Origin of the sequence: Kosakonia sp. S57, from assembly GCF_016516575.1 — a bacterium.
Taxonomy (GTDB): Bacteria; Pseudomonadota; Gammaproteobacteria; order Enterobacterales; family Enterobacteriaceae; genus Kosakonia; species Kosakonia cowanii.
Map to the genome: position 1 here is coordinate 128,251 of NZ_JACVUL010000005.1, position 25,946 is coordinate 154,196.

Here is a 25,946-nt window from a genome sequence, read left to right on the forward strand (position 1 = left end):
AGCGGTTTGTTCGCTTTTTGCTCGTAGAGGATTTGTTGCCTGGCTTGCCCACTGCGAGTCAAAACGGCTGGTATTGTAACCGATACATCATGACCGTTCAGAAAAATCGGTGGTCATGACAAGCCTAACTAAAAGCAGCTCTTAACTGAGTGCTTACATTGCAAAATCACAGCGTATGAGTAGAACGTCAATAGGTTGCGAAAGTAGTGTATACAATGATAGAGCAAGTTATAACATAATAAAATTAGTTAACTATATGATATGAAAGGATTTTATTGTATTTAAAATGTATTATTAGTCGTTTCATAGCATTTCGACGTCAATTGCTGAGTCAGGAAAAAAAGATCACGTCTATGAGATTATTCACATTCTGACACATAAAATTGTGTGATATTATTAGCCAAAATTTAATCATCTCAAGAGTAGTAGAACTTGAAAACGTTAGATGGCGTCCAAATTTTGCTCAAAAGTGGCTATGGTTTATGTCACATATCGAATTTTTCTGATGAGCTCAAGCAAGCACTTAAGAATCATCTTACACGGATTTGCCATGGAGAAACTCACTCTAGGAGCGGATATGCAATGTATCGGTATAAACCAACAGTTGAAGCTTTTTTAGAGAGGTATGAAAAAAAACCTGCAAAAACTCAAAAGGGAATGATTGGTGAATTTCTTTCACATATCATTATCAATGAGCTTTTAGATAATTTCGAAACCGCTTCGCCTTTTTTTAATCTTGAAGAGAAAAGTATTAAGAAAGGATTTGATTTGCTTTTATATTCAACATCAGATCATAAAGTCTGGATTACTGAAGTTAAATCTGGTGAGTTACGGAAAGGGAAGGATGTTAATGAGACTTCTCAACTTCTTTTGAGTACAGCGTATAACGATCTAAAAACTAGATTAAATGAAAATGAAATCAATCATTGGGCTAATGCGATGAATGCGGCTAGCATTGCTATTTCTCAGCATAGAAATTATAAGGATGTAGTACTAGATCTTCTTGCCATTGAAGGTGAAAAAACATCTGAAAAGAAATCAACTAGCACTGATAATTATGTATTTTTTATTTCTAGTTTATTCCACGACATAAAATTTAAAACTATCGAAAAAACTGTTATGGATTTTCAAAAAAGTATGGTCGAAAAAGCTGAATTTGCAGATGTTTTTTGTTTTTCTATTCAAAAAAGTACTTTAAATAAGGTTGTCGATTTCTTGATTGAGGAAAGTAAAAAGTGAACAAAAAAAAACCTCAGCCTCTAACTTTACTTCAATTAAAGAAAACAGGAATTTATAACTATTATTCCAAGTTGTTTCTCAGAAAAGAATTAACTATGAGAGAGATACAAACATTACTGTCATTGACGATTGTTTTTGTAAATCAGGAGGATATTCACATAAGAAGGTTTGGTTATAGGATAGCTTTGCTTTATGCCAATAAGACAAAGGATTATATTCCGTTATATGAGATTGCCATTAACCAAGGCCTAATTCCTGTAGCTAAACATCTTAGTGATGATTATTTAACATCTGATAACGATACATTCATTAAAACTTTATCTGATAGTTTCGCTGATAACTTTTTTGAGAATGGAATCACATTGACTCAACAGCAAAGTGATATGAACTTTTTCCTTCAAGAAAGTCCAGATAATAATGTTGCTATTGTAGCGCCTACATCGTATGGGAAATCTAATATTCTTATTGAAGAAATAAAGAAAACCCTTGGTGGAAATAGATGTGTTATCGTACCGTCTAAAGCATTAATCTCACAAACAAAAAATAACATTATAAAATCATATAATACAAAAGTGAAAGTAATAACTCATCCTGAGATGTACAAAAAAGGAGAGGATAATATTTTTGTTTTAACTCAGGAGCGAGCTTCTAAGTTATTATCAAAAAATAAAGATTTTTACTTCGATCTTCTATTAATAGATGAAGCTCATAATCTTCTGGAAAATACAAATAGAAGTAAATTATTAGCTAATGTAATCTGCCGAGCAATTTTTCGTAAAAAAAATCTTAAAATTAAATATTTCACGCCGTTTTTGAATGATGCTAATAATCTTGCATTAAAAAAGATAGACCAAAAAATTGCAGACTATAAAGTAAATGAATATGTTAAAAGTGAGATTATCTATCTTTATGATTACAGAACTCAACATGAAAATTTTCAACGATATGATCAATTCTTAGATAAGTGGAGCAGCATAAAGAAAACTTCAGATAATCATATTGAGCTCATTAAAAATAAGTCGTTAGATAAAAACATTATATACTTTAATAGCCCCAAAAAATTAGAAAATTTTTCTAGAGAACTTTCTCAATCCCTTCAGGATATTACCTGTGCTGTTGTAGATAAAGCTTGTATGGAGTTATCAGAAAACATTGATGAAAACTACCTTATTATAAAATGTCTGAAAAAGGGGATTGTGTATCATCACGGATCAATGACAGATAATGTGCGGCTATATATTGAAACGATATTTAAAAAATCTCGGTATGTTAAATATCTTGTAACTAACTCAACTCTTCTTGAAGGCGTTAATTTACCAGTAGAAAGGTTATTTATTTTAGAAAATAAAAAAGGCCGGACCTCATTAAACCATTCCCAATTCAATAATCTTGCGGGCAGAATCAACCGATTTGGTGATATTTTTAATAATGATAAGCCAATCCAAATTAAAAAACTATTGCCAGCCATATTTATAATCGGAACTGAACAATATACTGGGAAAAAAACGAATTTAGCTGATTTTATTAAAAAGGTTTCTAAAGTTGATAGCAAAAGATTTGATCAGGTAAATAATGTTTTATTAAATGAAACCACAATAAATGAATATAATATAGATGAATTTAACAGATCTATTGATGATTTAGAAAATCTCGAGCAAGGAATAGTTCCGGATTATAAAGGTAAATATGTGGAAACGGAAATTGGGAAAATATTATACGAAAATAATATATCTGAACTAAATATACATGATTGTGAACATATTATTCAGGAAGAGATTGATCATTACCGTCAGAATCAGGATTTAATATCTGATGAGGAATCATTAATATCTTTGATTTCATCATTATTCATTAACAAGATAATTGATGATGGAAAATACAATGACTTAACCAGGTTGAAAAATTTGGATGCACAAAAATTTTACGCGATGTTTTTAACTTGGAAGGTAAAAAACACACCTTTCAAATTAATTATTAGAAACTTTTTAAGTTATTGGAATAGTATTCCAAAAGATACGCAGAAAGAATTCGTATTTGTTGGAAAATGGGGTGATGAAACATACGGGAATGGATATCGTGAACACTGGGTTAACATTAATAAAAAAACAAATGCTGAAAAAATAAATCTAGCTATAGTGAGAATTAAAGAAGAAGATGATTTTTTAGATTATCAAATATTTAAATTTATTGAGGTGATTAATGAGGTTGGTCTTATTGAGGAAACCTTTTATCTCAAGATAAAGTATGGCACTAAAGATAAAAGAATAATTTCATTAATAAATGATGGGTTTAGCCGAGGCTTATCTGATCTACTTGTTAATAAATATGACAGGCATCTAATCATATCTAAAAATGGCGACGTCACTATCGATAAAGAAATGATGAAAGCAATGGTGAAAAATAAAGAGAGTGAAATGTTGTTGCTAGAGGCGAAGTTAAATATTGGAAATTAAAAATTATGATTTTTGGATGTCGTTTTAAAAATCTTCCCAGTACTCAAAGAATAAAAAAACTGGGAATAGTATCCGAAGAGATGGTTAATTAGATTGTATTCTTTATAATAATGGTGGTACTGAAAGTGTTGTGGAATATATAACTCTGGAGGCTGAAAGTAGAAGATTTAATTGCATTAATTCATGAGGGACGGCTATTTATTCCGCGCTTTCTGAAAGTGAATGGTTCTGTAATGGTGGTTTTAGATATTAATTATTCGATAGCTTTGATTTTTCATTTGAAAATTTTTTAATTATAAGCTTAAGGTTAATTTTACGTCGTAATGTAGTTTGTAGTCAAAGGAATTATAATGGAAATGATCCAGTACAAAAACTACTGCTGAGTAGCGAGGGGCTACATATTAGCATTTGGATTTTTTACTCCCGCCGGATTTCTGTCGGTCTTTTCGTGAATTTTGTTTCCATAAAGACCTCTCCGTGCAAGGGCAAAGTACACGTATTCTTTACATTTACGAGACACTACGTATCCGTGAAAAATGACTGTCAGGTGACCTGAAAAGAAATATTATGCTACTGATAAAATAGCTAGATGAAGACCTCTGATTTTACAGTGTACTTATTTTTGGCTAGGGTAAAAAATGGAAATCTCAAAAACGGCATGGAGATAAAATGGATATTCTTACAGTAGGGTCCCAAATCAGCATTAAAAGAGCTTCTTGATGACAACACCATTGTCTGAAACTTATATGCAGGTGTTCCAACATTTATTAACATGCTATAATAAGGTATGTTACATGTTAATCTACTCGAGAAAGATAGAAATTTGTTATCATAATACTATACTACCCCTTCAAAAATAGATATTTAAAATCAATGGATTATATAATGGGTCGCTAATGAACATAACAAAAATTGCAGAGTTTTCCTATGATTTACATAGCGCTTTAGGTGAGTATGAAACACCTGAATTTGATTATCTAAAGAAACTTGGAATGGCAGCAACTCTCGCGGTTCATATTAGAGGGCTTGGCACTATACCATACGATGTTTTAAAGCAGGTTTCGTACCATTATTTTAAAATTCCATCAATGGCTTTGGATCAAGTTTTAAAAATTCTAGATGATCTTGAGTTCATTGAGCTTATAGGTACACGTTCCAAAACAACTGCTGTAATTCCTAAGATTCCACATTTTAAAAGTGTTTATGATGTGATTGGTAATTATGCAGAGGAAAGTGACCTGAGCGAGACAGAATCTGTAATGCTCGCAATTCTGAGTGAGGTTTATAATAAACCTGAGAATAAACAGAAGCTTATAAATACGCTGGGCGCCGATAGTAATACATTCGATATGTGTATGAGGTATAGTGAGGAAGGGGGCTTGCTACGAACTCACAAAGCAAGAGGTAAAGATATTATCCTTAGTCCGTACTATTTTGCAGATAACCTTGATGGATTAGCTGATTTAACAGCGAAATCCGGCTCTTCGAATATAAGCCGCGTTTTGAATAAACTAAAAGCTAACCAAGGATGGCCTCTTTCAATGGTTGTCAATAACCAGGAAATTGGAGGGAATAAGATGGATCCCGTTGAACTTTCTCTTGTACAGGTAATGGCTTCTGAAGGTATATTAAAACCTCCGTCCATACGATTTGGTAATGGGGTGTTAGAGCAATTTGTTTTTACTCCAAATCCTGGGGCTATGCGCTTAAACTCGGCTAATAGAGAGATATATGAACGTGCAATGGCTTTAGTATCTTGTGTACGGAAAGGACAACTTATGCCCGCTCAGTATAGAATAAGATATCCTTTGGCAATTTTACGGGCTCTTCGGGATAAGGGATATCTTAATAGTAATTCTGAGGCAAGCGATCAATATAAAAATCTCGTTTTTATGAAGGTTGCATATCTCAAACCCATATCTGGGGACAGATGCGAATTAGTATTGATAAAAACCGAAGAGAATTTTAATGCTTTAGATATAGCAATTAAGCTACTGTCTACTGGAGAATTGGCTAATTTGGAAGTCAACGTTGAGGCGAGACTATCTTTTTCTAGAGATGAATCTTACATTCAGTCTATTATCTCATCTTCAGATATGAGAAAAAGAAAGCAAGTTCAAATAGTGGCTGAAGCTAAACATGAAATGGATCAGTTACTACTAAATTTGAATATTTAAGGGTTATTTATGGCTGCTTTGGATAAAGATACATCTCAAAAAGAGAAAGCTATACGTTATTGCATATCGAACGGAATTCTTCCTTATCTTGAGGTTGTTGTTAATAACGTCAGAGAGATTTCAGACATTCGTACAGTAATTACTGATCTTGACGTTTTAGGATTGGAGGTTTCTAGGCGGGGGGGAATCCAAAAAACCCTGTTTGATTGTAAAACCGTTGGTAAGATGAGTGCAATTAACAGAGCGTTCTGGGCCGCTGGTGTAATGGCATATATTGGTTGCAACGAGTCGTATGTCATTTTAGCAAAGAAAGCAACTGAAGCGCATCGTGTTAGTGCAAAGACATTAAATGTCCATCTTTTTCAGGAAAGTGATTTTGAAAAATATGCTGAATCTGCAAATATAAATTATTTGGATAGGAAAAATTACTCCACACATATTTCATCTTGGCATTCCTATTATTTGATTTTTGAAAAAAATGATCATCTTAAAAGTTTAGGAGAGTACGTTAATACTCGCATTCCACTCGAAGTTGATTTTGCAAAATCTCTTAGAGAGTTATTGGGTATTGTTAGGCTAAATAAAGGAGAGCTGAATCCTGAGAAAGATGAACACATGTCGGTTTACAGCTCTATCGTTCTAAGTTTTTTATTAGTTATGATTCCAATTACTTCTCAATTAGCTGATGTTTTTGATGTTCAAATGAATCAGTCTGAGTATGAGAAAGTTTTGCGCTATTATGTTTGGGGCGGCCGTGATAGTTATATTCAGCGCAGAGACCTTAAAAATGCAGTTCAGGAAGTTTCTGGAGGAAAAAAAGGGGAGCTTGAGTTACCAGGTTGGGAAAGATTTGTTGATGTTTCCAGAAGCTTGTTAGAGGCACCTGTAGACATAAAAGAGGCACTAATACCATGCCGAGAGCTTTCATTAAGATATGTGTCTGAGAGTGACGGATATAAAGATTTTCAGCTATCCATCTTATTGAGAAGATCAAATAGGATTGTTCAATTTATGATAGCAGCGTCAGGATATTTATACTCATCTGCCGGTTTACCCAAAGACTTTCATGATAAATTTAAACAGGATGTATCCTTACTTTTGGACTTAAAAACCCCCAACACTCTTTAACGTAACGTATTGGGAGGGATTCACCTCCCATTATCGCTATCTAATTTTTTCAAAATACCCTTGAGTTGGGTAACATTATGCGCAATAGTCTTAGACTACTTAACAAATACCTCAACAATTTGCCCATATATTCATTTCTCGTTGCGTAACGTTGCCCCCACATACTATGAGCCCAATGATCGCATCTTTGGGGAGGTTGGGGATTACAGCGACAGCTGCGGGAATAAGCGTCCCGGCTGCTGGCTCAACCCACTGCCTGGCTTGCTCGCCGAATGAAATCATGCCTTGTATGGCGTCGCTATCCGATACGGTGATGACCTTTTCAATGTAGCGCTGCGCGTGTTCAAGCATAAGGCGGTCAATCACAGGGACGCCAAGGGTTGAAATGGAAGAAGTGATATCCACGTTGACGGGGTTTCCTGCCCTCAATGCTTGGTACATCGAACTGGCTCCCTCCGTTTCCACTCCCCATATCCGGATGTCTGGGTTACGGGATTTGAGTACCGTCGCAATGCCTGCCAGCATTGCACCGTCACCCACCGCAACAAATAAATCGGTCAGTGTAGGGCAATCTTCCATCAGTTCGAGTGCAAGGGTTCCGTATCCTTCCGCAACCAGTGTATCGATACAGTCATCAATTATGTGGTATCCCTGCTCTGCAAGCGTCCTTGCCCGTTCAAACGCGGAGCTGACATCTTTTTCAAGAATAACAGTGCTGCCGGAATGGCGTATTTTTTCAATGGATGAGGCCGGGGCGTTTTCTGGCATAATCACGGTCACGTTTATATCAAACGCTTTGGCCGCTTCTGCCACTGCGATACCAAAGTTACCGCGACTGACGGCAGCGAAACGGTAATCTCTCAGATTACCGGAAAAAGCGGAAAGCAGGTTCAGTACTCCCCTGGCTTTAAAAGAGCCACCCGTCTGCAAATTCTCCAGTTTGAGAAACACCTTTCTTCCCAGCATATCCGACAATCCCGGAGACAAAACCGTGGGGGTCCGAATGACCGATTTTTTAATCCTTTCAGCAGCGGTGATAATCGAAGACAGAGTAATGTAAGTGCTCATCAGTATGTCTCTTATTGAAAGCGAACGGGTAAAAAGACCATAAGAAAATGAGGAGGACAATGTCCCCCTGCATGCCATACGTGATAGTAGACTTTTTCTGTTTACGCCCCAAATGCTAACCGATTCGGATGACGATTTTCCCGAATGGTCCTTCTTCCAGATGTGTGAAGGCTGCCTGCGCGTCAGCGAAATTGTATATTTTATCAATCACGGGTTTAATCTGATGGCGGTCAACAGTCTGACATAAATCTTCAAGAGCCCGACGGTGGCCCACGGTAATCCCCTGAATAACTGCTCTTTTAAGCATCAGGGGGAAGGCAGGAAGAATCATCTCATTGCCTTTAAGGAAACCAATCTGAGCAATCCTGCCTCCCGGCGCAAGGGCATCCGCAGACTGGCGCAAATTATCCCCGCCGATAAGCTCCAGAATATGGTCAAATCCACATCCCCCGGTTAGTTCAGCAACCCGCAATGACCATTCCGGTGTCAGACTGGTGTTGATTAAACCTGATGCCCCAAGCGCCTTTGCACGCTGTAGCTTTTCTTCACTCTGGGAGAGAACGGTCACTTCCGCGCCCAGAGCCCGCGCCAGCTGGAGCCCTGCCAGTGCCACACCGCCGGTTCCCTGGACCAGCACCCGCTGCCCCTTTCTGAGATTTCCTGTTTCCACCAGCGCGAACCAGGCTGTCAGGGCCGCAACCGGCAGAGTGGAAACCTCCTCGTCACTCAGCGAGTCAGGAGAGGCGACAGCCACATCTTCGTGGAGTATGACATATTCAGCCAGCATTCCGGGCAGCGGACCGCCCAGTGAGCGGCCATGATGGACCATATCTTCCGGCGCATCGCCATCCAGCCACTGCGTCCAGAAATTTCCAGTGACCCGGTTTCCTGTAGTGAAACGGGACACACCCGGCCCCGTTGCGACAATAACACCCGCCATATCCGAAACGGGCGTGAAAGGCATTTCCGGGAGGTCAGGCAGCAGTTTCCCCTCCAGCACCAGTTTATCTCTGTAGTTAAGGGAGACCGCAGAGACTTTAACCAGCAACTCGTTATGTCCTGGTTCCGGCAAAGGTACTTCTGCCAGGTGGAGGTTTTCAGTGCCGAAAGACGACAACTGCCAGCGTTTCATCATTTGAGCCATAGTGATTTCTCCTGTAAGTCGGAAAAATCATCTTATTGACAACAATACGGCGTGTATCGCGATATAAAGGAAATACATTTCCTCCCTGATGGAGACAATTGAATGGCATTTATCCTGCATTCTCAGTTACTCAGCATGGCCGCTTTTGTGCATACCGTGGAGACAGGCAGCTTTACAGCCGCCGCCGTCCGGATGGGCGTATCAAAATCGGCTACCGGCAAACATGTCGCCCGCCTTGAACAACGGCTCGGTGTTAAACTGCTGAACCGTACCACCCGAAGCATCAACCTGACCGAAGAGGGAGAACTGTATTACCGGAGCTGCCTCAACGTTTTGGATGAGCTTGATGAAGCAGAATCTCTTCTGGCGTCCCGCAAAAAGGTGGTTTCAGGTACGCTGCGCATCAGCCTCCCCGTATCATATGGCAGGATTTGCGTCATGCCTGTCCTTGCAACGCTGTGTACTGAGTATCCGGAGCTCAGACTGGATATCACTTTCACCGATCGCCGGGTAGATCTTATCGAGGAAAATATCGATCTTGCTGTACGGCTCGGTGATACAGGAAACTCTGCCAGTCTTTCCGGGCGAAAAATCGCCACTCAGCGTTCTGTCATTTGCGCTTCTCCTGCATACATTAGTCGTCACGGCCTGCCTGGCAGCGCAGAAGAACTGCTTTTACATGCCTGCCTGGGCTTTTCCAGGGATGGCAAAGTATTACCCTGGAAAGTGCTGGATGAAAATGGCCGTCTAACCCTGATTGAACCCACTATTCGCCACATTGTCAGCCACGGTGAAGCTCTGCGGGATGCGGCTGTCAGTGGTATGGGGATTGCCTTCCTGTCAACATGGCTGGCCGGAGACGAAATCGCTAAAGGGCAACTGAGGATTATACCTGTTACGACCCCCGAGTATGATGCCCCGGTTACGGCGCTGTGGCCTGTTTCAAGAAATCTCTCACCCCGGATCCGGGCGGTGGTGGACAGACTGTACGCTGCGTTCAATGAGGAGACTGCCCGGACCCGGTAGTGATGAATGCCGGAACGAGACAATTTAAGAACAAACCGCCCCCGGTTAGCAGGATCGTCTCGCCCGGCAGAAAAGCATGCTAACACCTACATAAAGTTCCTGTCAGTGCCGGTCTCAGACTCAACACCACAAATCTACTTTTCACCACTGCGGAGTAAGGGGCGCTAGGCCCGGCTATGCAGGGGCAGTTTTTTCTCCTGTGCGCTTTTCGTTCCTCTATCGGCTTCCGGTTAATCGTTTCCCAACACAACCCGTCCCGCAAGGATAAATGGCACGCATGCTGCGTCCTTGCGTGCCGGAACGATGTCGGGAAAGCGAACCGTCAGGCGATACGAAGACGAAAATCACACACTGACGGAGAAAAACCATGACGATATCCCTGCATACCACCCGGACAAGCGCCCCTAACACCGCAGCGGCGACCAGCGTATCCCCGCTGGAGCAGTCAGGCTCCTCAAAAACGAAATTTTCTAAAACCAGAACCGACATTTATCAGACCGTTACTGAGAACATCATTGTAGCACTTGAAGCCGGTGTAAAACCGTGGTCCTGTCCGTGGAAGCGTGTATCCGGCATGTCTGGACTGCCATCTAATTACGCCACTGGCACGGCTTACAGCGGCATTAATATTATGCTGTTGTGGTGCAGCGCATCAAAACAGGGTTTTAGCGATTCACGCTGGATGACTTACAAACAGGCACAGGCTGCAAGTGGGCAGGTTCGCAAGGGGGAACATGGCACTACAGCCATTTTCTATACGACCCTCGAAAAGGAAAACGATGCCGGAGACGTTGAACATATCCCGATGCTGAAAACCTTTACCGTGTTTAACGTTCAGCAAATCGACGGTTTGCCTCTGACAACTGAAACGGGCAGTCCGGAAGCAACCTTTGGCCCGGTGCCGCAGGCTGAGAACCTGTTACGGAAGAGTGGCGCAAACATCATCGAGAAAGGACAAAACGCCTTTTTCAGCCCTTCAACTGATGAAGTCTGGCTACCGGAGCGCCATCTGTTTTCGGATGCTGCTAACTTTTACGCTACAGGCCTGCATGAGCTGGTTCACTGGAGTGGGGGCAAAAAACATCTGAACCGTAAAATGAAAGGGAAGTTTGGCAGTGCGGATTATGCAGAGGAAGAACTTGTCGCGGAACTGGGAAGTGCCTTTCTGATGGCGGATTTGGGAATTGAGGGAGAGGTACAACATGAAAGCTATATTGCTTCCTGGCTGAAAGCGCTGAAAAACGACAAGCGCTATATTTTCAAAGCGGCCAGCGCAGCCTCTAAAGCACATCGTTACCTGATGGATAAACTCTGAGACCGGGATCAGACAACCGCAATGGAATGCGGTTACATGAGTTTTAACGGGCAACGCTGCAAGGCGCTGACTGAGGCGGAACGCAGCACAGCGAGTACCGAACAGTCTGCGCCTCGCAGTGGAATAAAAATCGTCCGCCTGGCGGTAAGCCGCCAGGCCGATGAGGCCATCACGATGGCCTGAGTAAAAGCTTACGTATAGCTGCCTAATGACAGGTGTTTCAGTTCATCAAAGGTATAAATGCGAAACACCCGACGGTGGCGTTCTTCAAGTGGGACGTGCTGATGGTTGATGATGACATGCCTGATGCTGTCAAACAGCAGTTCAAGCGCACGCTTCTTATGTAGATCGGGCACAACATAAAAAACGTAAATCCACTGCTTGCAGGTACGGGCCAGTAAGTGGCTGGCAATTATCGACTGGTAGCGGGCTCGGGTTTTCAGTCTGCGCTCGGTTTCAATGGCAATAACGTTACCGTCGGGCAGCGTCAGTAATCCGTCCGGGCGATGTTTTACCTGACACTGGCTGACAAAGGTGGCCCGGTCGCCGTTAATCCATCCCGAAGCGCCTTTTTTCTCCAGAATAATCCTGGCGGCCTGATTATCAAGGTGGTGCTCCAGCGTCCAGCCGGTGATTTTTGATGGTTCAAATCGAGCAGGAAAGATTTTATCATTCGGGGTTAGCACCATGGCCAGCCCGTCGCTGGTGATCCCCCATAATGAAATCTTCATTGTTCGTGATTCAAGCGCATGCTTCTGTATTAACCCCATTCGCTCTGTTTTTGCCAGCAGCGAATAAAGCGACTTATGATCCCGGAAACCAAATAGCAGCATCAGCGTTTTAAAATCGCTGTAGGTTTCTTCTTTCAGGAAGTTCAGCAGTTGTTTTATTTTTTCTCTGTTGCGTGTCTGGCGCTCTTTATATGTCGAAATCAGCATAAGCGCTCCTTAAAAATCCAGCGGGGACAGGTGTTCTTCCTCATCAGGTTGGGGCTTTGCCGGTTTGACTTCGTTTTCGTCGAAGAAAAGAGCCGGATGCGATGTCATCTCATCCAGCGCGGTTGGTTTATCATCGTCGCCAAAATCCAGTGCGATCTTCACAGGTGCCGCCGCTGCGGCAATATCAGGGGAAACAGAAAAGGTTTTTAACCGGCGCTTTTTGACCTTTATCGGTGAAATTAATGATGCAGAAGGTTGCGTTTTTGTCGTAAAGATAAAGCTGACAAAATCGGGGAGGTTCAGGATCATATTGCTGTCAATAAAGAAACGTTCGGCCTGGCGGATTGTGCGCTCACTGTCGATGGTTTCCGTCAGCATATTATCCGTCTTGGCCTTACGGAGTTCGTCATCCACCAGGATCGTGCCTGACATTCTCGCTACCCAGTCCGCTGTATCCGGGTCCATAACCCGGTAAACCAGTTTGAATTTGGCATTTTCAACGACCGCACCGACAACGGCGTCACCTTTCAAATCTGCCGGGCAGTCTTTTAAATCGGCGATGGACTGGTGGTCCATAATAATGTGTACGCCTTTATCCCGCGCCGCGCCTAAACCTTCCAGCGCTGGCCTGGATAAATGGTATTTCAGTTCGGAAAGATAAATAGCAATGGGGCGGGGGACGTCTGTTACTCGATCGCGCCTTTCTGCCAGCTGGTAAAGGCGAACCAGCAGCATGCGCTGGGCGGTAATAATTTTGCTGTTTCGCATGGACCCGATAACATAACAGCAGCCACCTTCATCAAATATTTTTTTGAGTGAAAAACCCTCCGGTGAATTAATGGCATTGAGTAAGGCCAGTTCCTCAATCTTACCGAAAAAGGCTTTGATTTTTTCGGCGATGCTCTGAACGTAGTCACCGTTATAAACATCACGGATTGTTGCAGATGTGTTATCACTGACAAATTGTGCGGCCATACGGGCGGCTTTTCGGTCATCAATGCGATAAAAGTCCGACTCCTGACCTTTCTCTGCCAGGCTGAAACCGGCAACAAAAAGCTCTTCCAGTTCATCGGCGGTGATCTCTTCAATGAGGTTTAACTGGTATTGGGTTTTACGCAGGTCAATCAGGGCAAAAGGTTTGCCTGCATCCTCGCAGGCTTTGCGGTAAAGGTGGGGTGCCCATTCATCATCCTTGGGGTCCATAACAAACACACCTTCACCGGCCAAAATACTTTGATAAAGCAATATCCCGGTGGCAACCCCTTTACCGGCTCCGGTGGTGCCGATAATATCCGCGTGCTGTTTCTGCCAGTCTTTTAACGGGAGATACATTGGTTCGTTCTCCCTGTCCATGCCGATAAATAGCCCTTTACTCAGGTCGATATAATGCAGCGGGTCATAATGCAGTGTTTCCGGCAAAAGGGATTTTACGGTGCGGACATCAGTACGTAATTCCCGTTCAAGGGTGGTCTTTTTAACAAGGCGTTTCTTTATCCTGTCCAGCTCCGGCGTTAATACCCGGCGAAGCATAATATGAAAAATAATCCCGGTTAAAGTGAAAGCAATCCGTACTGACCACGCCAGTGCTGAATTATCACTGGTGAGTCTGATGTTATACAGCCACTGAAAGGATCCGATAACTATCGGAGCCAGTGTACCGGAGAGAAAACACAGCAGGGAAAAAGCAATAATCAGCTTTTTCCAGAGTGGAGCTTTCTGCCGTTCATCGCTTTTCATTGATACAAAAAACGGCATCGTCAGCCCCGCTAATAACGCCAGCATCAGTTGTTGCTGTTGCACAAAAGCGAGCAGTGCCAGCATCCCGTTCACTATCGGCGAAAGTGAAGCGGCAAGCTTATTTAAAATCATGATGCCTCCTTCGTCAGCGATTCGCCCCATGACATCGCCCCACGTTTTCGCCCCACGGTGTCGGGCGAAAACGTGGGGCGAGCGTATGGGGCAAAGAAGGTGGCCGCTGCGCGGCCATATGCAGGAAAGCATGCTTCCCTGCACGAAACGGTGTGCGCCAGTACATGCGGGCTGGACGCCCTTATTGCCTGTCGCATGGGGGTAATGTCGTGGCTGGACGCCGCGTCAAAACCCCCAGGGGCAAAGGCGGCACACCGTCGCCCGCTACGCGCGACCACCCCCTTTAAGACGGTCGCTTTCGCCTTTTTCTTCCCTTTGCTCGTTCCTCGCAGCGGGAATAAAAGGGAAGCTGACCTTTAAAGAGGGTGGTCGCGCCACGCTACCGGCTTTTGGCCGGAGACTTAGCCGCGACGGTGTGCGGGGCTGTGCCCCCCGGGTAAACCGCTGTCGTGGGCGACAGCTTTTCGCTCGCTGGGGCGGCGAAATTTATCCGGCTCCCCCCGGCCTGCAAAATCCGCGTGGGCGCGGCTGTTTGCAGGTGAGGCGCGGTGCCTGAATTATTTTCGCTCCTTAACCCGCGAAAATATTTCTGTCCGCTGCCTCATTTTTACGGCCCCTGTTTCTTCGCTCCTTAATCCGCAAAAAACAGAAGCCGTAAAAACCTGAAAACCGTCATGCTCTGTTCCGTCTCGCCAGTATTAACCACGAACGCGGCCATATTTACTGATGATTTGACCGATAACCGCCGGGTCTGCCAAATCACATTCACTTAAAAATAATTGTCTGGCATCGGCCGTATGGTCAGGAAGAAAGCCGTGTTTATTCTTTTTCACGATATTAAAGAATGCACGTTCAGCGGAATGACATTTACTGCCGCCGCCATTTCCGGTTGCTTTACCGTACATACATAACACCACTTCGCAGGCATCAGCAGCCAGTACAGTTGTTGAACATGACGCAATAACGCAGAACAATAATACGGAGGATATTGCTTTTTTCATTTCAGTTACCGTTATGATTAATGAAAGGTTACGTATTTTGATAATGTTATTTACCGGATTTATTTTCTGAATGTCTCTTTCATGCTATTTAAATGAACTGCCTTAAAGTAAATATCATGCATCCGGCGAACATCGCCGTGTATATCAATACTGACGATGACATCAATGCTTTTAAGTACCTTGCGTAACAACACATCAAAAGGAATGTTCCGGCAGTCAGAGTTTTCATAGCAGCGGTCAATGATCCCTTCAATACATTCTTCCGGGCTGCCCGCATGCAGGGAGGTGATTAACCCCTCATGCCCGGAGCCGACAATTTTCAGCGCGTCCCACGCTTCCTGCCCACGAATTTCCGCCAGTAATATCCGGTCAGGGTTCATACGATAATTAGCCCGGATCAGTCTGCCAGGTGTGACAATAGCGTTATCCCCGGCATCCGCCGGGTAAAAAAGATGCACATAATTGGCATGGTGATAAAAACGGATTTCGGGATTATCCTCAATCGTTACCAGCCGGAGATGCAGCGGAATATAATGCAGCAGCGTTTTCATATAGGTGGTTTTGCCGGAGCCGGTTTCACCCACAATAAAAATCGTTTTGCCGTATTCCACCGCCTTTTCCATAAAGCGGGGAATATTCCCGCTGTGATATAACCGGACCAGTGCATTATCCTGGCTTTCCGTTTTTTCCTGACCGGCCACGCGCTGATAAAATCCCGCATCAATCCATGACTGATGTGTTTTCTGCTCAAACGAGGGTTTGCGCAGCGTAATGGACACCGTATTACGTTCGCAGGCCGGGGGAATAATCGCCTGAACACGTTCGCCGGATCCTAATGTTGCAGAAAGGATGGGTGATGTATCGTCAATATTATCGTCATGCCAGGACGCCAGCGCTCTGGCAAAAGCATGACACTGACGCAACGTGATGGGGGATGCCTGTTTTTGCCATTTTCCCCGAATTTTTGTATGCAGCTCACCCGGTCGGTTAACCGCAATTTCTGTCAGGCCATCCTGAGCAAGAAAATCACCAAACAGACGGTTTTTCATAAAATCCAGTGACAGGTTTTCAGCGCTCATACCATTTCTTTTTCAGCCGTAGTTGATAAACAGAGGAAAAATCAATATCCGTGCCGGTCATGATGCCGATCACATCGCCCTGGTTCAGGTACATCGTGGGCGGGATACTGATGCTGTTTTCCAGTGTCGTTTTCGCCATTTCCGCCGTGGCGGCGCGGGTGTTTTCGGTATAGTCAGTATTGCGGTCTTTACCCGGCGCGGCATCTGATGCCGCTGCCGCCACGTCCTGCACGGTACTGAGCATCAGGGCGTTGCCGAAACGCTCCCAGAAATGGCTGTCGATCCAGCCCGCGATCCCCGCCTCACCGAGCGGGCCGGTGGCCTGCGTATCGGTGAGCGGGATTTGCAGGCTGCCGGGCTCCGGCGTGCGCAGCTCCGTCCACAGCACAAACATCCGGCTGCGCCCATGTTGCAGTGCGCCGGTGCGGTAGACGCCACGGGCGACCGTTCCTGCCGGGATCAGCTTCACATGGTTACTGGCGCTCCAGACATTCTCACCGATCAGGCAGGAGATATGACCGCCAACATCGGATACGAAGCGCCGCATCATCGAACACGGAATATAACGATCCACGGGGATATAGAGATCAGGATCGAGGCCCAGCCGCCTGACACCAGTGACACGGGCAACGCCTGGATTGCCGTTGTTATTGCTGTCTCCCGGTGCTGTCGTATCCGGGCAGCGCAGACGTCCATTTTCGCCACTGACCAGTACAGACTGACAGGATGTGTACGCCGTGGAGGCAGACGGGCTGCCCGACGTTCCCGCGTTGCTGCGCGATCCGCTTCGGAACGTGCGTGTATCGTCGCCTGACCCTGTGCTGCCGCTGTTCAGCCCGTTTGCCAGTGCTGCCGCCTTGTTCAGGGCGGGCGGCCCGGGCGGCAGAGCTGGTGTGGCCGGGGCGCTCTGACTGGCAGGGCCTGCGCTTTCCTGCCTCCCTGGCCCGAACAGGCCAAACGGGTTACTGTCCATGCCCAGATTCTTACGCTCCTGCTGCACCGCCCCGGAGGAGGGCGGCGGTGCGGTGTCAGATTCTTTCTCATCACCCCTTTTCAGGGCGCTGAGAAGACGATCGCCACCGGATGCCAGCGCGATGACCAGGACCAGACTCAGCAGGCTGACTATCAGTGTACGGTGACCGGACGTCTTACGGAAACGGGTCACTTCCGGCTGGCCGGGCGGCGTTTTCTGCTCCGGCTCCTGATATGCCATTGCCGCGCGGGCGCGTTCGCGGGCTTCTGCTTCCCGTTCTGCGGTGGTTTTTTTCGGTTCGTCCGGGAAAGATTTGTCGGTCATTTTGCCTCCAGCGTAACGGAGGGTGAAACAGTGTCACTGTTGGTCAGCGGGATACGCCCGGATCCGTCGTTTTCGACCCCCACCACCGAGGTGCCGTAACGCAGAACCAGCTGCGTCGATGCCGGAACCACCACCACGGTGTAACTGCCCCGTTTAACCGTTCCGGGCGTGACCGCCTGCTCCTGGCCGTTAACCACCCGGAAAACGGAAGGCAGGGTCTTCGTGGGGGAAAAACCGATATACGCGAAACGACCGTCATCCCAGGTAAAGTCCGGGGCGATGAAGGCTGAGCCTGCTGCCACCCGTTTTGTATAGCGCCAGTTGCGCGGCGTGGTGGCCTGCCCGAATGCCGCCGCTATCCGCTGCCGGTCCAGTGCTTCCTGCTGATGTTGCTGACGGGCGGCGCTGGCGGCGGCAGTCTTTTTTCGCAGTTCGTCGGGATAGCGGTAGCGGATAACAAAGGCCTGAGCGGGCGAGTCGCGGTCCAGCACGTTCAGCTCCAGGCTGTAATCGCGCTTCGAGGTCACCACGAACAGATTGGTTTTCCAGTCTTTTGCCGTCGGCAGAAACACCTGGTTGACGTTGTTGCCGCTGGCATCCGTGACCGGCTGGGTAATCGGGTTCGGGCTGACGCCCACCCGGTTATCGCTTTTCGTCACGGTCCAGCCTCTGGGAAAACCCGCCTGCGCATCAATAACGGTTTCATCGTCGTCAAACATCAGCATGGTGACGTAACCGGGGCGGGTACTGACGACCGTGGCGTTCTGGCTGTTGTATGTGACGTTCTGCATCCGGCTGTCATACGCGCTGCCGCGCGGTGTCGCTGCGCTCCATGCCACGCATGACGCCAGTAAGCCAGAGAGGAGCAGGGTATGTTTCAGCATCATTCCCCCCTCAGCTCTTTATCGCGCTGGTAGCTGGTGACGATAAAGCCCAGCGGGTTGACTTCGCGCTGGCTGTCGGTCAGTTGCCGGTGCGGGACGTAGCGGTAAGTGAGACGGATATTCCACACATCCGTTTTCATAGAATTATCAGCAATACGACGAATTGTGCGCTTGATACGCAGTGTTGCCAGATTATCCGGCCCGGTGGCAGGCGCATGCACATTGGAAATAATGTCGATATAAACGACATATTCCGCCTTGTTAAAAATCACGTCCGGTGCCTGGTCGCCGTTAAACCCGTCCAGATAGTCCCGGTTCACGCTGTCGCTGTTAAATAACTGCACGTCGTCATAATCACGCTGGAGGGAGAAATAATTATATCCCTCGCGGAGTCTGACATAGTGTGCTGCCAGTGAATGCGCCAGTGCCTTTTCAGACGAAATATCCCGTTCCTTCACGCGGGTCATATATTCATAGCGCCCGGTCTGTTTATCCACTGACCATAATTCAGTGTCGGTGGTTTTCAGTGGCAGCAGAATAATAATGGCCGCAATCGCCATTGCGGCCAGAATCAGTCCGGCAGCGGCCACCCGCCAGGCGGTTTTTCGGGAACGCTCTTCCTTTTCCAACTGGATGGATTCAAAAGAGCGGGAAGCATTAAGAATGTTCTGAATATCAGGCATGGTGAGTCAGCTCCTGAATGATGGTGGGGGAATTCACCGGCTCGGGTTCGCCGGATACCGGCGGAAGGTCGCCCTGATGCCGTGCGCAGCCCGTCAGCGCGCACAGCATCAGAAGGATGATGCTGAATTTCATGGAAGCCCCTTATCGTATGGATGCAGAAATGCCGCACCGGTGGCGCTGGCCACGGCGTGACGGGGAAAAGGAAATTAACGGTCGGGAGGATTAACGGTAACGCTGCCGGTTCAGGCGTTTCATGCTTTCGATGGCGGCGGCGCGTTTCTGCCAGGCGCTCACGGTTTTACCCGCGCCTGCGCCGGCGAGCCTGCCGGCCGCCGCGGCGGCGGCCATGCCGCCTTTCGCAGCCAGGCGGGCTCCGCCCTTTACCCCCGGCCCGGCGAGGTCGGCGGATTTGTTCGCCAGTCCGCTCAGGCCACTCATGGCGGCACCCTGCAGCACTGCCTGTACGGCGGCCCCGCTGAGTGCGCTCGCGAGCTTCGCGGAGAACCAGACCACCACACCCGCTGCAATCCCGGCCAGCAGGCACTGCGCCGCCAGTGTTACCATATTGGTTTCAGCGGATGTTTTTGTTGCAGCATCCAGTATCTTATGCAGGTAATTAATGGCGATACGGATGGATAAAGCAGAAAACATGATCGTTAATATTGCCGCGAAAATTGTTCTCAGCCAGTTATCAAACATCGGCTTAAGAAAACCGTACAGCAGGCAGAAAATAAAGAGCGGCGCGGTGGTCGTCATTAACAGGATGGTGATTTCGGCGAGCAGATTGACAAAGGTGGCTGCCATCAGCAGGACAATAGAGCCGCCCCATACCAGGACTTCGGCAAGGCCACCATTCAGTTTGACGTAAGTTGAGGTGTCCATATTAAATAACTTTTGCCCCAGCGCCTGTGCCTTTTCCCAGACGGTATCGAGCAGCGCCCAGACGTTATCATCGCCGCTGATACCGTCTTTGAGTCCCTGGATAGCCGCTACCGCCATATCCAGCCAGCCATCAAGGTTTAACGCAAAGGTGGTGATCAGCAACATGCGGCCCACATCCCAGGCGACATCTTCAACCGGGGTCCGGAGTTTGCCAGCCAGCGTCTGATAACCGCGAAACAGTATAAACAGGGTAAAAGAGCTGACGATGATGACGCTGATCATCGTGCCGTAAGTGGAAGACTGACCTTCCAGTACGGCATTCAGTCCATCCATGATGTTTTTGTCCATACCAACAAAAATACCACCGGACATGGTGCCTCACCTGATATATAAAGAAAGGATATAGAAAACAGGGAGGATTCCCTGTTTTGCTGGAGGAGAAATTACTGTGTCACTGCATTTCGTTTTTCAGCTTCCTGCTGAAATATCGCCTCGAATTTCTCCTTAACCCCGGGCTGGCCTTCCTGTGCAAACATAAGTGCTGCCCGGTGGGCAAATTCGCAGTTATCGCTTGCCTCACCATCCTTCAGGCATTGCGTATAAACCACATAAGTTTCGTCAGGATGCTGCTTATACCAGGCTTCGGATTTGGTTTCCTTGCAGCCGGACAGTAATATCACGCCTGAGAGTGCGCATAAGGTGAATAAGGATCTGAGCATGGATAACCTCCTTATAAATTATTAAGGTCAGCAACAGGTGCCGTTAGTTGCTGCTGTTCAAAGGCTTTCTGTCTTTGCTGTTCCAGCAATGTTGTTCGCTGTTCAGCCTGTCTGACAGACATCTCCCACTGATTCGTCAGCGCATTTAACTGTACGCTTTTCGCCGCGATGGCGTTAGCCAGATCCTGAGACTCTTTCGAGTCCTGCGCATTTGATATACGGTCAGATAAGTCTGATATGTCGCTGAGTGTGCTGTTAATCCTGTTTTCAACGTCAGTGGTATTCTCAATCGCCATTGCCTGATTGAGGATCATCTGTTTACAACTGTCGGCCAGGGCCTGAGACTTTATTCCTTCCTGTTGCTCGCTGCATACGCTGAACGATTTGTATTTATTGTAAAGGTTTTGCAGTTCAGCAGAATATGAACTGTTCTGCGTGGTCAGCAGATCATGCAGTGAAATACCGTTCTTACGGAGATTATCAATATCGGTTTTCAGGCTTCTGGCATCACTGAGAAAACCCTGAATATCCCGCACGCCGGTTGCGGTAGCCAGTTGCTTCTTATATGCATCAAGTTCACTTTTATAATGGGTAACTGTATCCTCCCATTGCTGTAGTTTCTGCATCCACTGGTTAATGGATTCGGTATTCTGCACGGCGTCGAAAACCGGTATTCCGGCGCTGCACGCCTGCGTCGAGAAAAATAACGATAATGCCAGAAGATGATCCCGGGTACGCATTGATATTATCTCCGGTTGGCTTTCAGATTGCCCGCTCAAGGAAAGCGTCTTTCCATTTATCAGGTCGCATACCGTCCTGATAAATGGCATCGAATATTTTCAGGTTGTCCTCACTGGCGCTGAGAAGTCGGGTGAGTTTACCCAGTCCGGACAGATCCATTTTCGCCATTGCCACAAACGGGCGGGTTTCTCCGGCCCGCAGCGGTGTTTTCAGGATGACCATATAATGCTCGCCCGGATCCAGGTTCCTGACCGTCTCATAAACGCTGTCCGGCACTTTCATTTTCTCCACGTAATCTGTATAGCTGGCTTTCGGATTGGCGAGGAAAATCTGGGTACCGCACTGCTCAATAATCGCCGGGGCGATGGGGTGTTTGACGATTTCATCCGGTGACTGTGTTGCCGGGATGAAGATACCGTTCAGCTTGCGGATGACTTTCAGCATATTGAGCGAGAATCGGGAAAATTCGACATCGGCCAGCCAGCGCCAGAACTCATCCATAAACATCACCAGGCGGCGACCGTCCAGCAGGCTGGTCACACGGTACAGCAGGTAAAAGGTCACGGGGCCGCGAATATCGTCATCATCCAGAAATTCGGTGCCGTCGATACCAACGTTATCGACATCGCTGATGGTGAAAGTATCAGCCTCGTTATCAAACACCCAGCCGAACTCGCCCCCCTGCGCCCACTGTTTCAGGCGAATACGCAGCCCGTTGGCGCGGGCGTCTGTGGTCGGCGGCTCCGGCAGCACTTCCAGCAGCCGGGTGATCCCAAACCGGCGGTACTCCGGCGGATAGTCCAGCATGACGGTGTCCACGGCGGCACTGATCCGCTCCTCATCGCGCGGATCGAGCGGCTTACCGTTGCGGCGGCACAGCATGCGCACCAGCCGTTTGATGAAACTGATGTTCCGGCGGGTTGGCTCCAGCGCAAACGGGTTGAATCCGGTGGGCTCGCCGGTACGGATGCGGAAATAACGTCCGCCCGCCTGGCGGATCGCCATCTCCGCTGCCCGGTCCTTATCGAAATACACCGTGGTCAGCCGTTTGAGGGTGGCAGAAGGCGCAAACGACGCCGGGTTACGGTACTTCTGCATCAGTTGTTGCATGACGGTCATCAGCAGGGTTTTTCCGGAACCGGTTTTCCCGATAATCGCCGTATTCCCCGGCGTTTTCTCACCGGTGTCATCCCGTCCGGCCTGGCTGTCGTGCAGGTTCAGGTAATACCCGCCACCGCCGGGAGATGTGAGGATGGCGATGGCTTCCCCCCACGGATTACCGCTGCGCTTGTGGGCATGGAAGTTATGCGGGCAGGCCATATCAGCGAAATTCTGGCTGCTGACGGCCACCAGCCGGGGTCGCAACGTATAGACGCCCGGCAGTTGCGCCAGATATGCGGCGGGCAGTGACAGGGTGGAGAGCGTCGTCATAATACCAAGATCGGCGAAGGGCTGGGCCAGCGCATTAGTGTCTTTTACCACCTGGAGGGCACTGTCTGAGGAGACCAGCAGGGAAAAGTGGAATTTACCGCACGACACATGTCCGGACTGGAGCAGGTCGCGCAGGACAATCAGCTCTTCGCGCTGGGAAGTCGCGTCGTCGTCAGTGGAGTTAAGCCGTTTTTCCGCCAGCCGGATATGATTCTGCGTCTCATCCCGTGCCATGCAGGTAAAGGACTGCGTCAGAACATACTCGCTTTCGGCGTACAGCAGCGCATCCAGCATACCAGTATGGGTTTCCGGGGAATAATCCTTAATCTCCAGGCTGCGGAAGAAGCGGGAACCGCTGACCGTCTGGCATTCACCGGTGTCGGTGGTGAAAAAGACGTCTGGCGTACTGAGCGTTTCATAAAATGGTGAGCGCGTTACGGCCACTTTCTGCCACTGACCGGTAAGCAGACGATGGAAGAACGCCAGTTGTGAGGAATACACCCGCCCGTTTTCTTCATATATCCCCAGCGGCGTTGCCATATAGCGGGATAATGAAGATTCCAGTGCTTCGCGGTATTCCAGCATGATTTTGAGCGCGTCATCCAGTGCTGACTGGCGTTTACCGTGCGACTGCGCTTTCATGGTTTTCTTCTCAATCTGAGAGAACGGCGCGTAGCAGACGGTGAAAAACAGCCGGTGCCGCCAGAACGGTTTTTCTTTTACCGGCTGGTAATACCGCCGGGTCACGTCATCGGAAAAGGGAATACCCGAACAGGCTTCTAAAGAATCATGGTATTTTTCACGAAGCCGGTGAATATAGAATGTTACCGGCAGACCCTCATACGAACGAATAACGTTATTCAGGTGCGTAGCCATCAGGGTCAGGTGATGTTCGTCTTCACATTCAAAGACTGTGCCGCCCAGCTCCCAGGTGGCAACCAAATCACGGTGACGATTTCTGATGACGTAGGGGTGAATATGGGAGGAATACGGAATATATTTATCCAGCGTAATACGCTCGCTTAATTTCATTTTCTGAATAAACTCCGAGATATCAACGTTACCGTACTGGTTTGCCAGCAGGGCATTCGCGCCAAAATGGGTGTTGGTGAAAAGCCGTCCACGGGTTTTAAACGCCAGCCAGAGCAGACTGAAATAATGAATGTCCTTTCGGGTTTTATTTTTCATTTCCGCCCAGGCAGGAATGAGCAGAACCGCCAGGTAATAGCTGACATAGACCGCCAGCAGGACGATGGCCCCGCTGACGAGAACGAACGGCACCAGAGGAATACCCATAATGGCGGCAGGCCGTGTAAGCGCTTTATTCAGCGTAGCCATCGTTGCCTCCCTTATGACGCCCAGTAGGCACCGAAGCCGGATGCACCGACAATCAGGATCGCGCCGATGATGACGTTACGCATGTCGTGCAGGCTCTTGCCGTCGAACAGCACCTTGTAGCCCACCCACATGGTCGCCAGCGTGATGGTGACGGCGGCCAGTCCCAGCAGGCCGGTCGAGGTATTGCTCAGTGTTTCATTGGCCTTGTTAAAACCACTGTCCGCCGCCAGCACCGGGGAAGACAGCAGCGCGGAAGCAACAGCGGAGTAACGGCGTTTACGCATGATCATTTCTCCTCATCAGGGATAACAGGGATAGCGCCGCGAATGACGGAACCGGGATAATGCAGGGAAGTCAGGATCGGCGCAGTGGCACCGGCAGGCTCGCCGCGCAACACAACGGCGGGATAACGGACAGACGGCTGTGCGTTCCGGTTAGGGGCACGCTGCCGGTCTTTCCGCGTGGACGGGACGACATAGCCAATGCGCTGCACGTAGCTGGTCTGGTTAAAGGCGGATTCCGGCCGCTGGCCGGTTTCAAAGTTGCCGGAGTAGTAACAACTGAGCGCCCGTTTCAGTGTTCCGCCGCGCCGGTAACAGTCGGCGAGAATGCGCTCAAATACCGACAGATTGATGCAAGGGTTAAGCAGGTCGCTGGCCGTGACGCCGTAATGGCGGAAATTGATGCTGGTGATTTGCATCAGGCCGACCGAATAGCGTCGGCCCTGTGCAGCCAGCTGTCTGGTGAGGCGGATCGCCTCCGGCAGGCTCGAGGGGAAATGTGAAATCACGCCCCGGCTGTCTGGCAGGATTTCAGCAATGGCGTAAGGGTGGAAACCGGATTCGACCCGTGCCACATCAAGCGCCGTGGACGGGTGAATACTGGCGGCGCACTGCACCGCCAGTGCCAGAAAGGCAGTGGTGGAAAGCATGCTGGCCTCGTAACAGAGAGACCGGCGGCTTACAGAAAAGTACGCCGCCGGGGGAGAAGAAGAGAAAATGGATTAAGCGGCAGAGGCATCCTGTGAAATGTCACTTTCTTCTCTCGGTTCGAGCAGCACCAGCCTGCCGGAGACGGCAATACCGGGTATCAAAACGATATTCAGGCCGGGCTTGCCGTTATGTGCGAAGGCCGCGCCAACTTTTGTCCAATACGTGTTTTTTTCGCCCTGAGCATCGGGCTGGCTTTCCTGGGTAACAAAGACGTGATAAACGGGTTTTCTCATGGAAATTCCTTTCATAAAACAGCAATGGATGAAATAAACGAATCACATTCCGGTTCTGCATTCCGGTTTTAACGGGTCAGCGAGAACATTCAGCGGCACCCTGAATTGTGGTTACGTGACAGCCCGATCCATGTTGTTAAAGAGCAATACCCGATCCGGACGAATTAACGTCCATCAGGGCAACCATGTTGTAATGGCGTTTTCAGAATCGAATATCTGGCGAGGGATATAAATGAGAAACTCAAAACAAAAAGAAGAGAGAAAAATAGCGGAGTATTTAAGATGCAGTGAGAGTAATGAGGATTTAA

Annotated in this window: 23 protein-coding genes; 6 read left to right on the plus strand and 17 right to left on the minus strand. The window is 47.7% G+C overall.

The window, feature by feature from the left end; translation table 11 throughout:
- Nucleotides 1-432: 432 nt before the first annotated feature.
- From IAE48_RS06680 to IAE48_RS06695, 4 genes are all read left to right on the plus strand, one after another.
- A complete protein-coding gene (locus IAE48_RS06680; RefSeq protein ID WP_064387424.1) occupies nucleotides 433-1,239 on the plus strand; it encodes a hypothetical protein in 807 nt (268 codons plus the stop codon).
- Nucleotides 1,236-3,692 (plus strand): DEAD/DEAH box helicase, encoded by a 2,457-nt coding sequence (locus IAE48_RS06685; protein WP_200133876.1) that lies wholly within the window; start codon nucleotides 1,236-1,238, stop codon nucleotides 3,690-3,692. Before IAE48_RS06680 ends, IAE48_RS06685 begins: the two co-directional genes overlap by 4 nt.
- 896 nt (nucleotides 3,693-4,588) lie before the next feature.
- Nucleotides 4,589-5,869 (plus strand): hypothetical protein, encoded by a 1,281-nt coding sequence (locus IAE48_RS06690; protein WP_200133877.1) that lies wholly within the window; start codon nucleotides 4,589-4,591, stop codon nucleotides 5,867-5,869.
- Nucleotides 5,870-5,878: 9 nt separating this feature from the next.
- The gene (locus IAE48_RS06695) at nucleotides 5,879-6,997 is read left to right on the plus strand and encodes a hypothetical protein (RefSeq protein WP_014229975.1); all 1,119 of its coding nucleotides are present in this window, start codon (nucleotides 5,879-5,881) and stop codon (nucleotides 6,995-6,997) included.
- 111 nt (nucleotides 6,998-7,108) lie between these two features.
- Here IAE48_RS06695 and IAE48_RS06700 read toward each other — a convergent pair whose 3' ends face one another.
- Together IAE48_RS06700 and IAE48_RS06705 are read right to left on the minus strand one after the other, a co-directional pair.
- Nucleotides 7,109-8,065 (minus strand): threonine/serine dehydratase, encoded by a 957-nt coding sequence (locus tag IAE48_RS06700; RefSeq protein WP_200133878.1) that lies wholly within the window; start codon nucleotides 8,063-8,065, stop codon nucleotides 7,109-7,111.
- A 115-nt stretch (nucleotides 8,066-8,180) separates the two neighbouring features.
- Nucleotides 8,181-9,209, minus strand: coding sequence for an NAD(P)-dependent alcohol dehydrogenase (locus IAE48_RS06705; protein ID WP_200133879.1), 1,029 nt, complete (start codon nucleotides 9,207-9,209; stop codon nucleotides 8,181-8,183).
- A 102-nt stretch (nucleotides 9,210-9,311) separates the two neighbouring features.
- Here IAE48_RS06705 and IAE48_RS06710 point away from each other — a divergent pair, with 102 nt between their 5' ends.
- Both IAE48_RS06710 and IAE48_RS06715 read left to right on the plus strand, forming a co-directional pair.
- Complete coding sequence (locus tag IAE48_RS06710; RefSeq protein ID WP_200133880.1) at nucleotides 9,312-10,235, plus strand: LysR family transcriptional regulator; 924 nt, start codon at nucleotides 9,312-9,314, stop codon at nucleotides 10,233-10,235.
- A 367-nt stretch (nucleotides 10,236-10,602) separates the two neighbouring features.
- Nucleotides 10,603-11,550, plus strand: coding sequence for an ArdC family protein (locus IAE48_RS06715; protein ID WP_014229971.1), 948 nt, complete (start codon nucleotides 10,603-10,605; stop codon nucleotides 11,548-11,550).
- A 191-nt stretch (nucleotides 11,551-11,741) separates the two neighbouring features.
- Here the strand turns inward: IAE48_RS06715 and mobC are convergent, their stop codons facing one another.
- From mobC to IAE48_RS06790, 15 genes are all read right to left on the minus strand, one after another.
- Nucleotides 11,742-12,488, minus strand: a complete 747-nt coding sequence (gene mobC, locus IAE48_RS06720; protein ID WP_200133881.1) for a MobC family replication-relaxation protein — start codon at nucleotides 12,486-12,488, stop codon at nucleotides 11,742-11,744.
- 9 nt (nucleotides 12,489-12,497) lie between these two features.
- Nucleotides 12,498-14,357: a type IV secretory system conjugative DNA transfer family protein gene (locus IAE48_RS06725; protein WP_200133882.1), complete on the minus strand. Its 1,860-nt coding sequence runs from the start codon at nucleotides 14,355-14,357 to the stop codon at nucleotides 12,498-12,500.
- A 698-nt stretch (nucleotides 14,358-15,055) separates the two neighbouring features.
- Entirely contained in the window at nucleotides 15,056-15,358 is a 303-nt protein-coding gene (locus IAE48_RS06730) for a TrbM/KikA/MpfK family conjugal transfer protein (RefSeq protein ID WP_058679832.1), read from the minus strand.
- 59 nt (nucleotides 15,359-15,417) lie between these two features.
- Nucleotides 15,418-16,437, minus strand: coding sequence for a P-type DNA transfer ATPase VirB11 (virB11, locus tag IAE48_RS06735; protein WP_200133883.1), 1,020 nt, complete (start codon nucleotides 16,435-16,437; stop codon nucleotides 15,418-15,420).
- Complete coding sequence (virB10, locus tag IAE48_RS06740; RefSeq protein ID WP_032454848.1) at nucleotides 16,427-17,734, minus strand: VirB10/TraB/TrbI family type IV secretion system protein; 1,308 nt, start codon at nucleotides 17,732-17,734, stop codon at nucleotides 16,427-16,429. The genes virB11 and virB10 overlap by 11 nt, the downstream gene beginning before the upstream one ends.
- Complete coding sequence (virB9, locus tag IAE48_RS06745) at nucleotides 17,731-18,621, minus strand: P-type conjugative transfer protein VirB9 (protein ID WP_200133884.1); 891 nt, start codon at nucleotides 18,619-18,621, stop codon at nucleotides 17,731-17,733. The genes virB10 and virB9 overlap by 4 nt, the downstream gene beginning before the upstream one ends.
- The gene (locus tag IAE48_RS06750) at nucleotides 18,618-19,301 is read right to left on the minus strand and encodes a virB8 family protein (RefSeq protein WP_200133885.1); all 684 of its coding nucleotides are present in this window, start codon (nucleotides 19,299-19,301) and stop codon (nucleotides 18,618-18,620) included. Before IAE48_RS06750 ends, virB9 begins: the two co-directional genes overlap by 4 nt.
- Nucleotides 19,294-19,434 (minus strand): hypothetical protein, encoded by a 141-nt coding sequence (locus IAE48_RS06755; RefSeq protein WP_032454851.1) that lies wholly within the window; start codon nucleotides 19,432-19,434, stop codon nucleotides 19,294-19,296. Before IAE48_RS06755 ends, IAE48_RS06750 begins: the two co-directional genes overlap by 8 nt.
- Nucleotides 19,435-19,524: 90 nt before the next feature.
- The gene (locus IAE48_RS06760) at nucleotides 19,525-20,556 is read right to left on the minus strand and encodes a type IV secretion system protein (RefSeq protein WP_061069979.1); all 1,032 of its coding nucleotides are present in this window, start codon (nucleotides 20,554-20,556) and stop codon (nucleotides 19,525-19,527) included.
- A 71-nt stretch (nucleotides 20,557-20,627) separates the two neighbouring features.
- Nucleotides 20,628-20,903, minus strand: coding sequence for an EexN family lipoprotein (locus tag IAE48_RS06765; RefSeq protein ID WP_058679845.1), 276 nt, complete (start codon nucleotides 20,901-20,903; stop codon nucleotides 20,628-20,630).
- A gap of 11 nt (nucleotides 20,904-20,914) precedes the next feature.
- Entirely contained in the window at nucleotides 20,915-21,643 is a 729-nt protein-coding gene (locus IAE48_RS06770; RefSeq protein ID WP_200133886.1) for a type IV secretion system protein, read from the minus strand.
- A 22-nt stretch (nucleotides 21,644-21,665) separates the two neighbouring features.
- Nucleotides 21,666-24,413, minus strand: a complete 2,748-nt coding sequence (locus IAE48_RS06775; protein ID WP_200133887.1) for a VirB3 family type IV secretion system protein — start codon at nucleotides 24,411-24,413, stop codon at nucleotides 21,666-21,668.
- 11 nt (nucleotides 24,414-24,424) lie between these two features.
- Nucleotides 24,425-24,703 (minus strand): TrbC/VirB2 family protein, encoded by a 279-nt coding sequence (locus IAE48_RS06780; RefSeq protein ID WP_058679852.1) that lies wholly within the window; start codon nucleotides 24,701-24,703, stop codon nucleotides 24,425-24,427.
- Complete coding sequence (locus IAE48_RS06785) at nucleotides 24,700-25,344, minus strand: lytic transglycosylase domain-containing protein (RefSeq protein WP_200133888.1); 645 nt, start codon at nucleotides 25,342-25,344, stop codon at nucleotides 24,700-24,702. The genes IAE48_RS06780 and IAE48_RS06785 overlap by 4 nt, the downstream gene beginning before the upstream one ends.
- Nucleotides 25,345-25,416: 72 nt before the next feature.
- A complete protein-coding gene (locus IAE48_RS06790) occupies nucleotides 25,417-25,638 on the minus strand; it encodes a hypothetical protein (protein WP_058679858.1) in 222 nt (73 codons plus the stop codon).
- Nucleotides 25,639-25,946 lie beyond the last annotated feature (308 nt).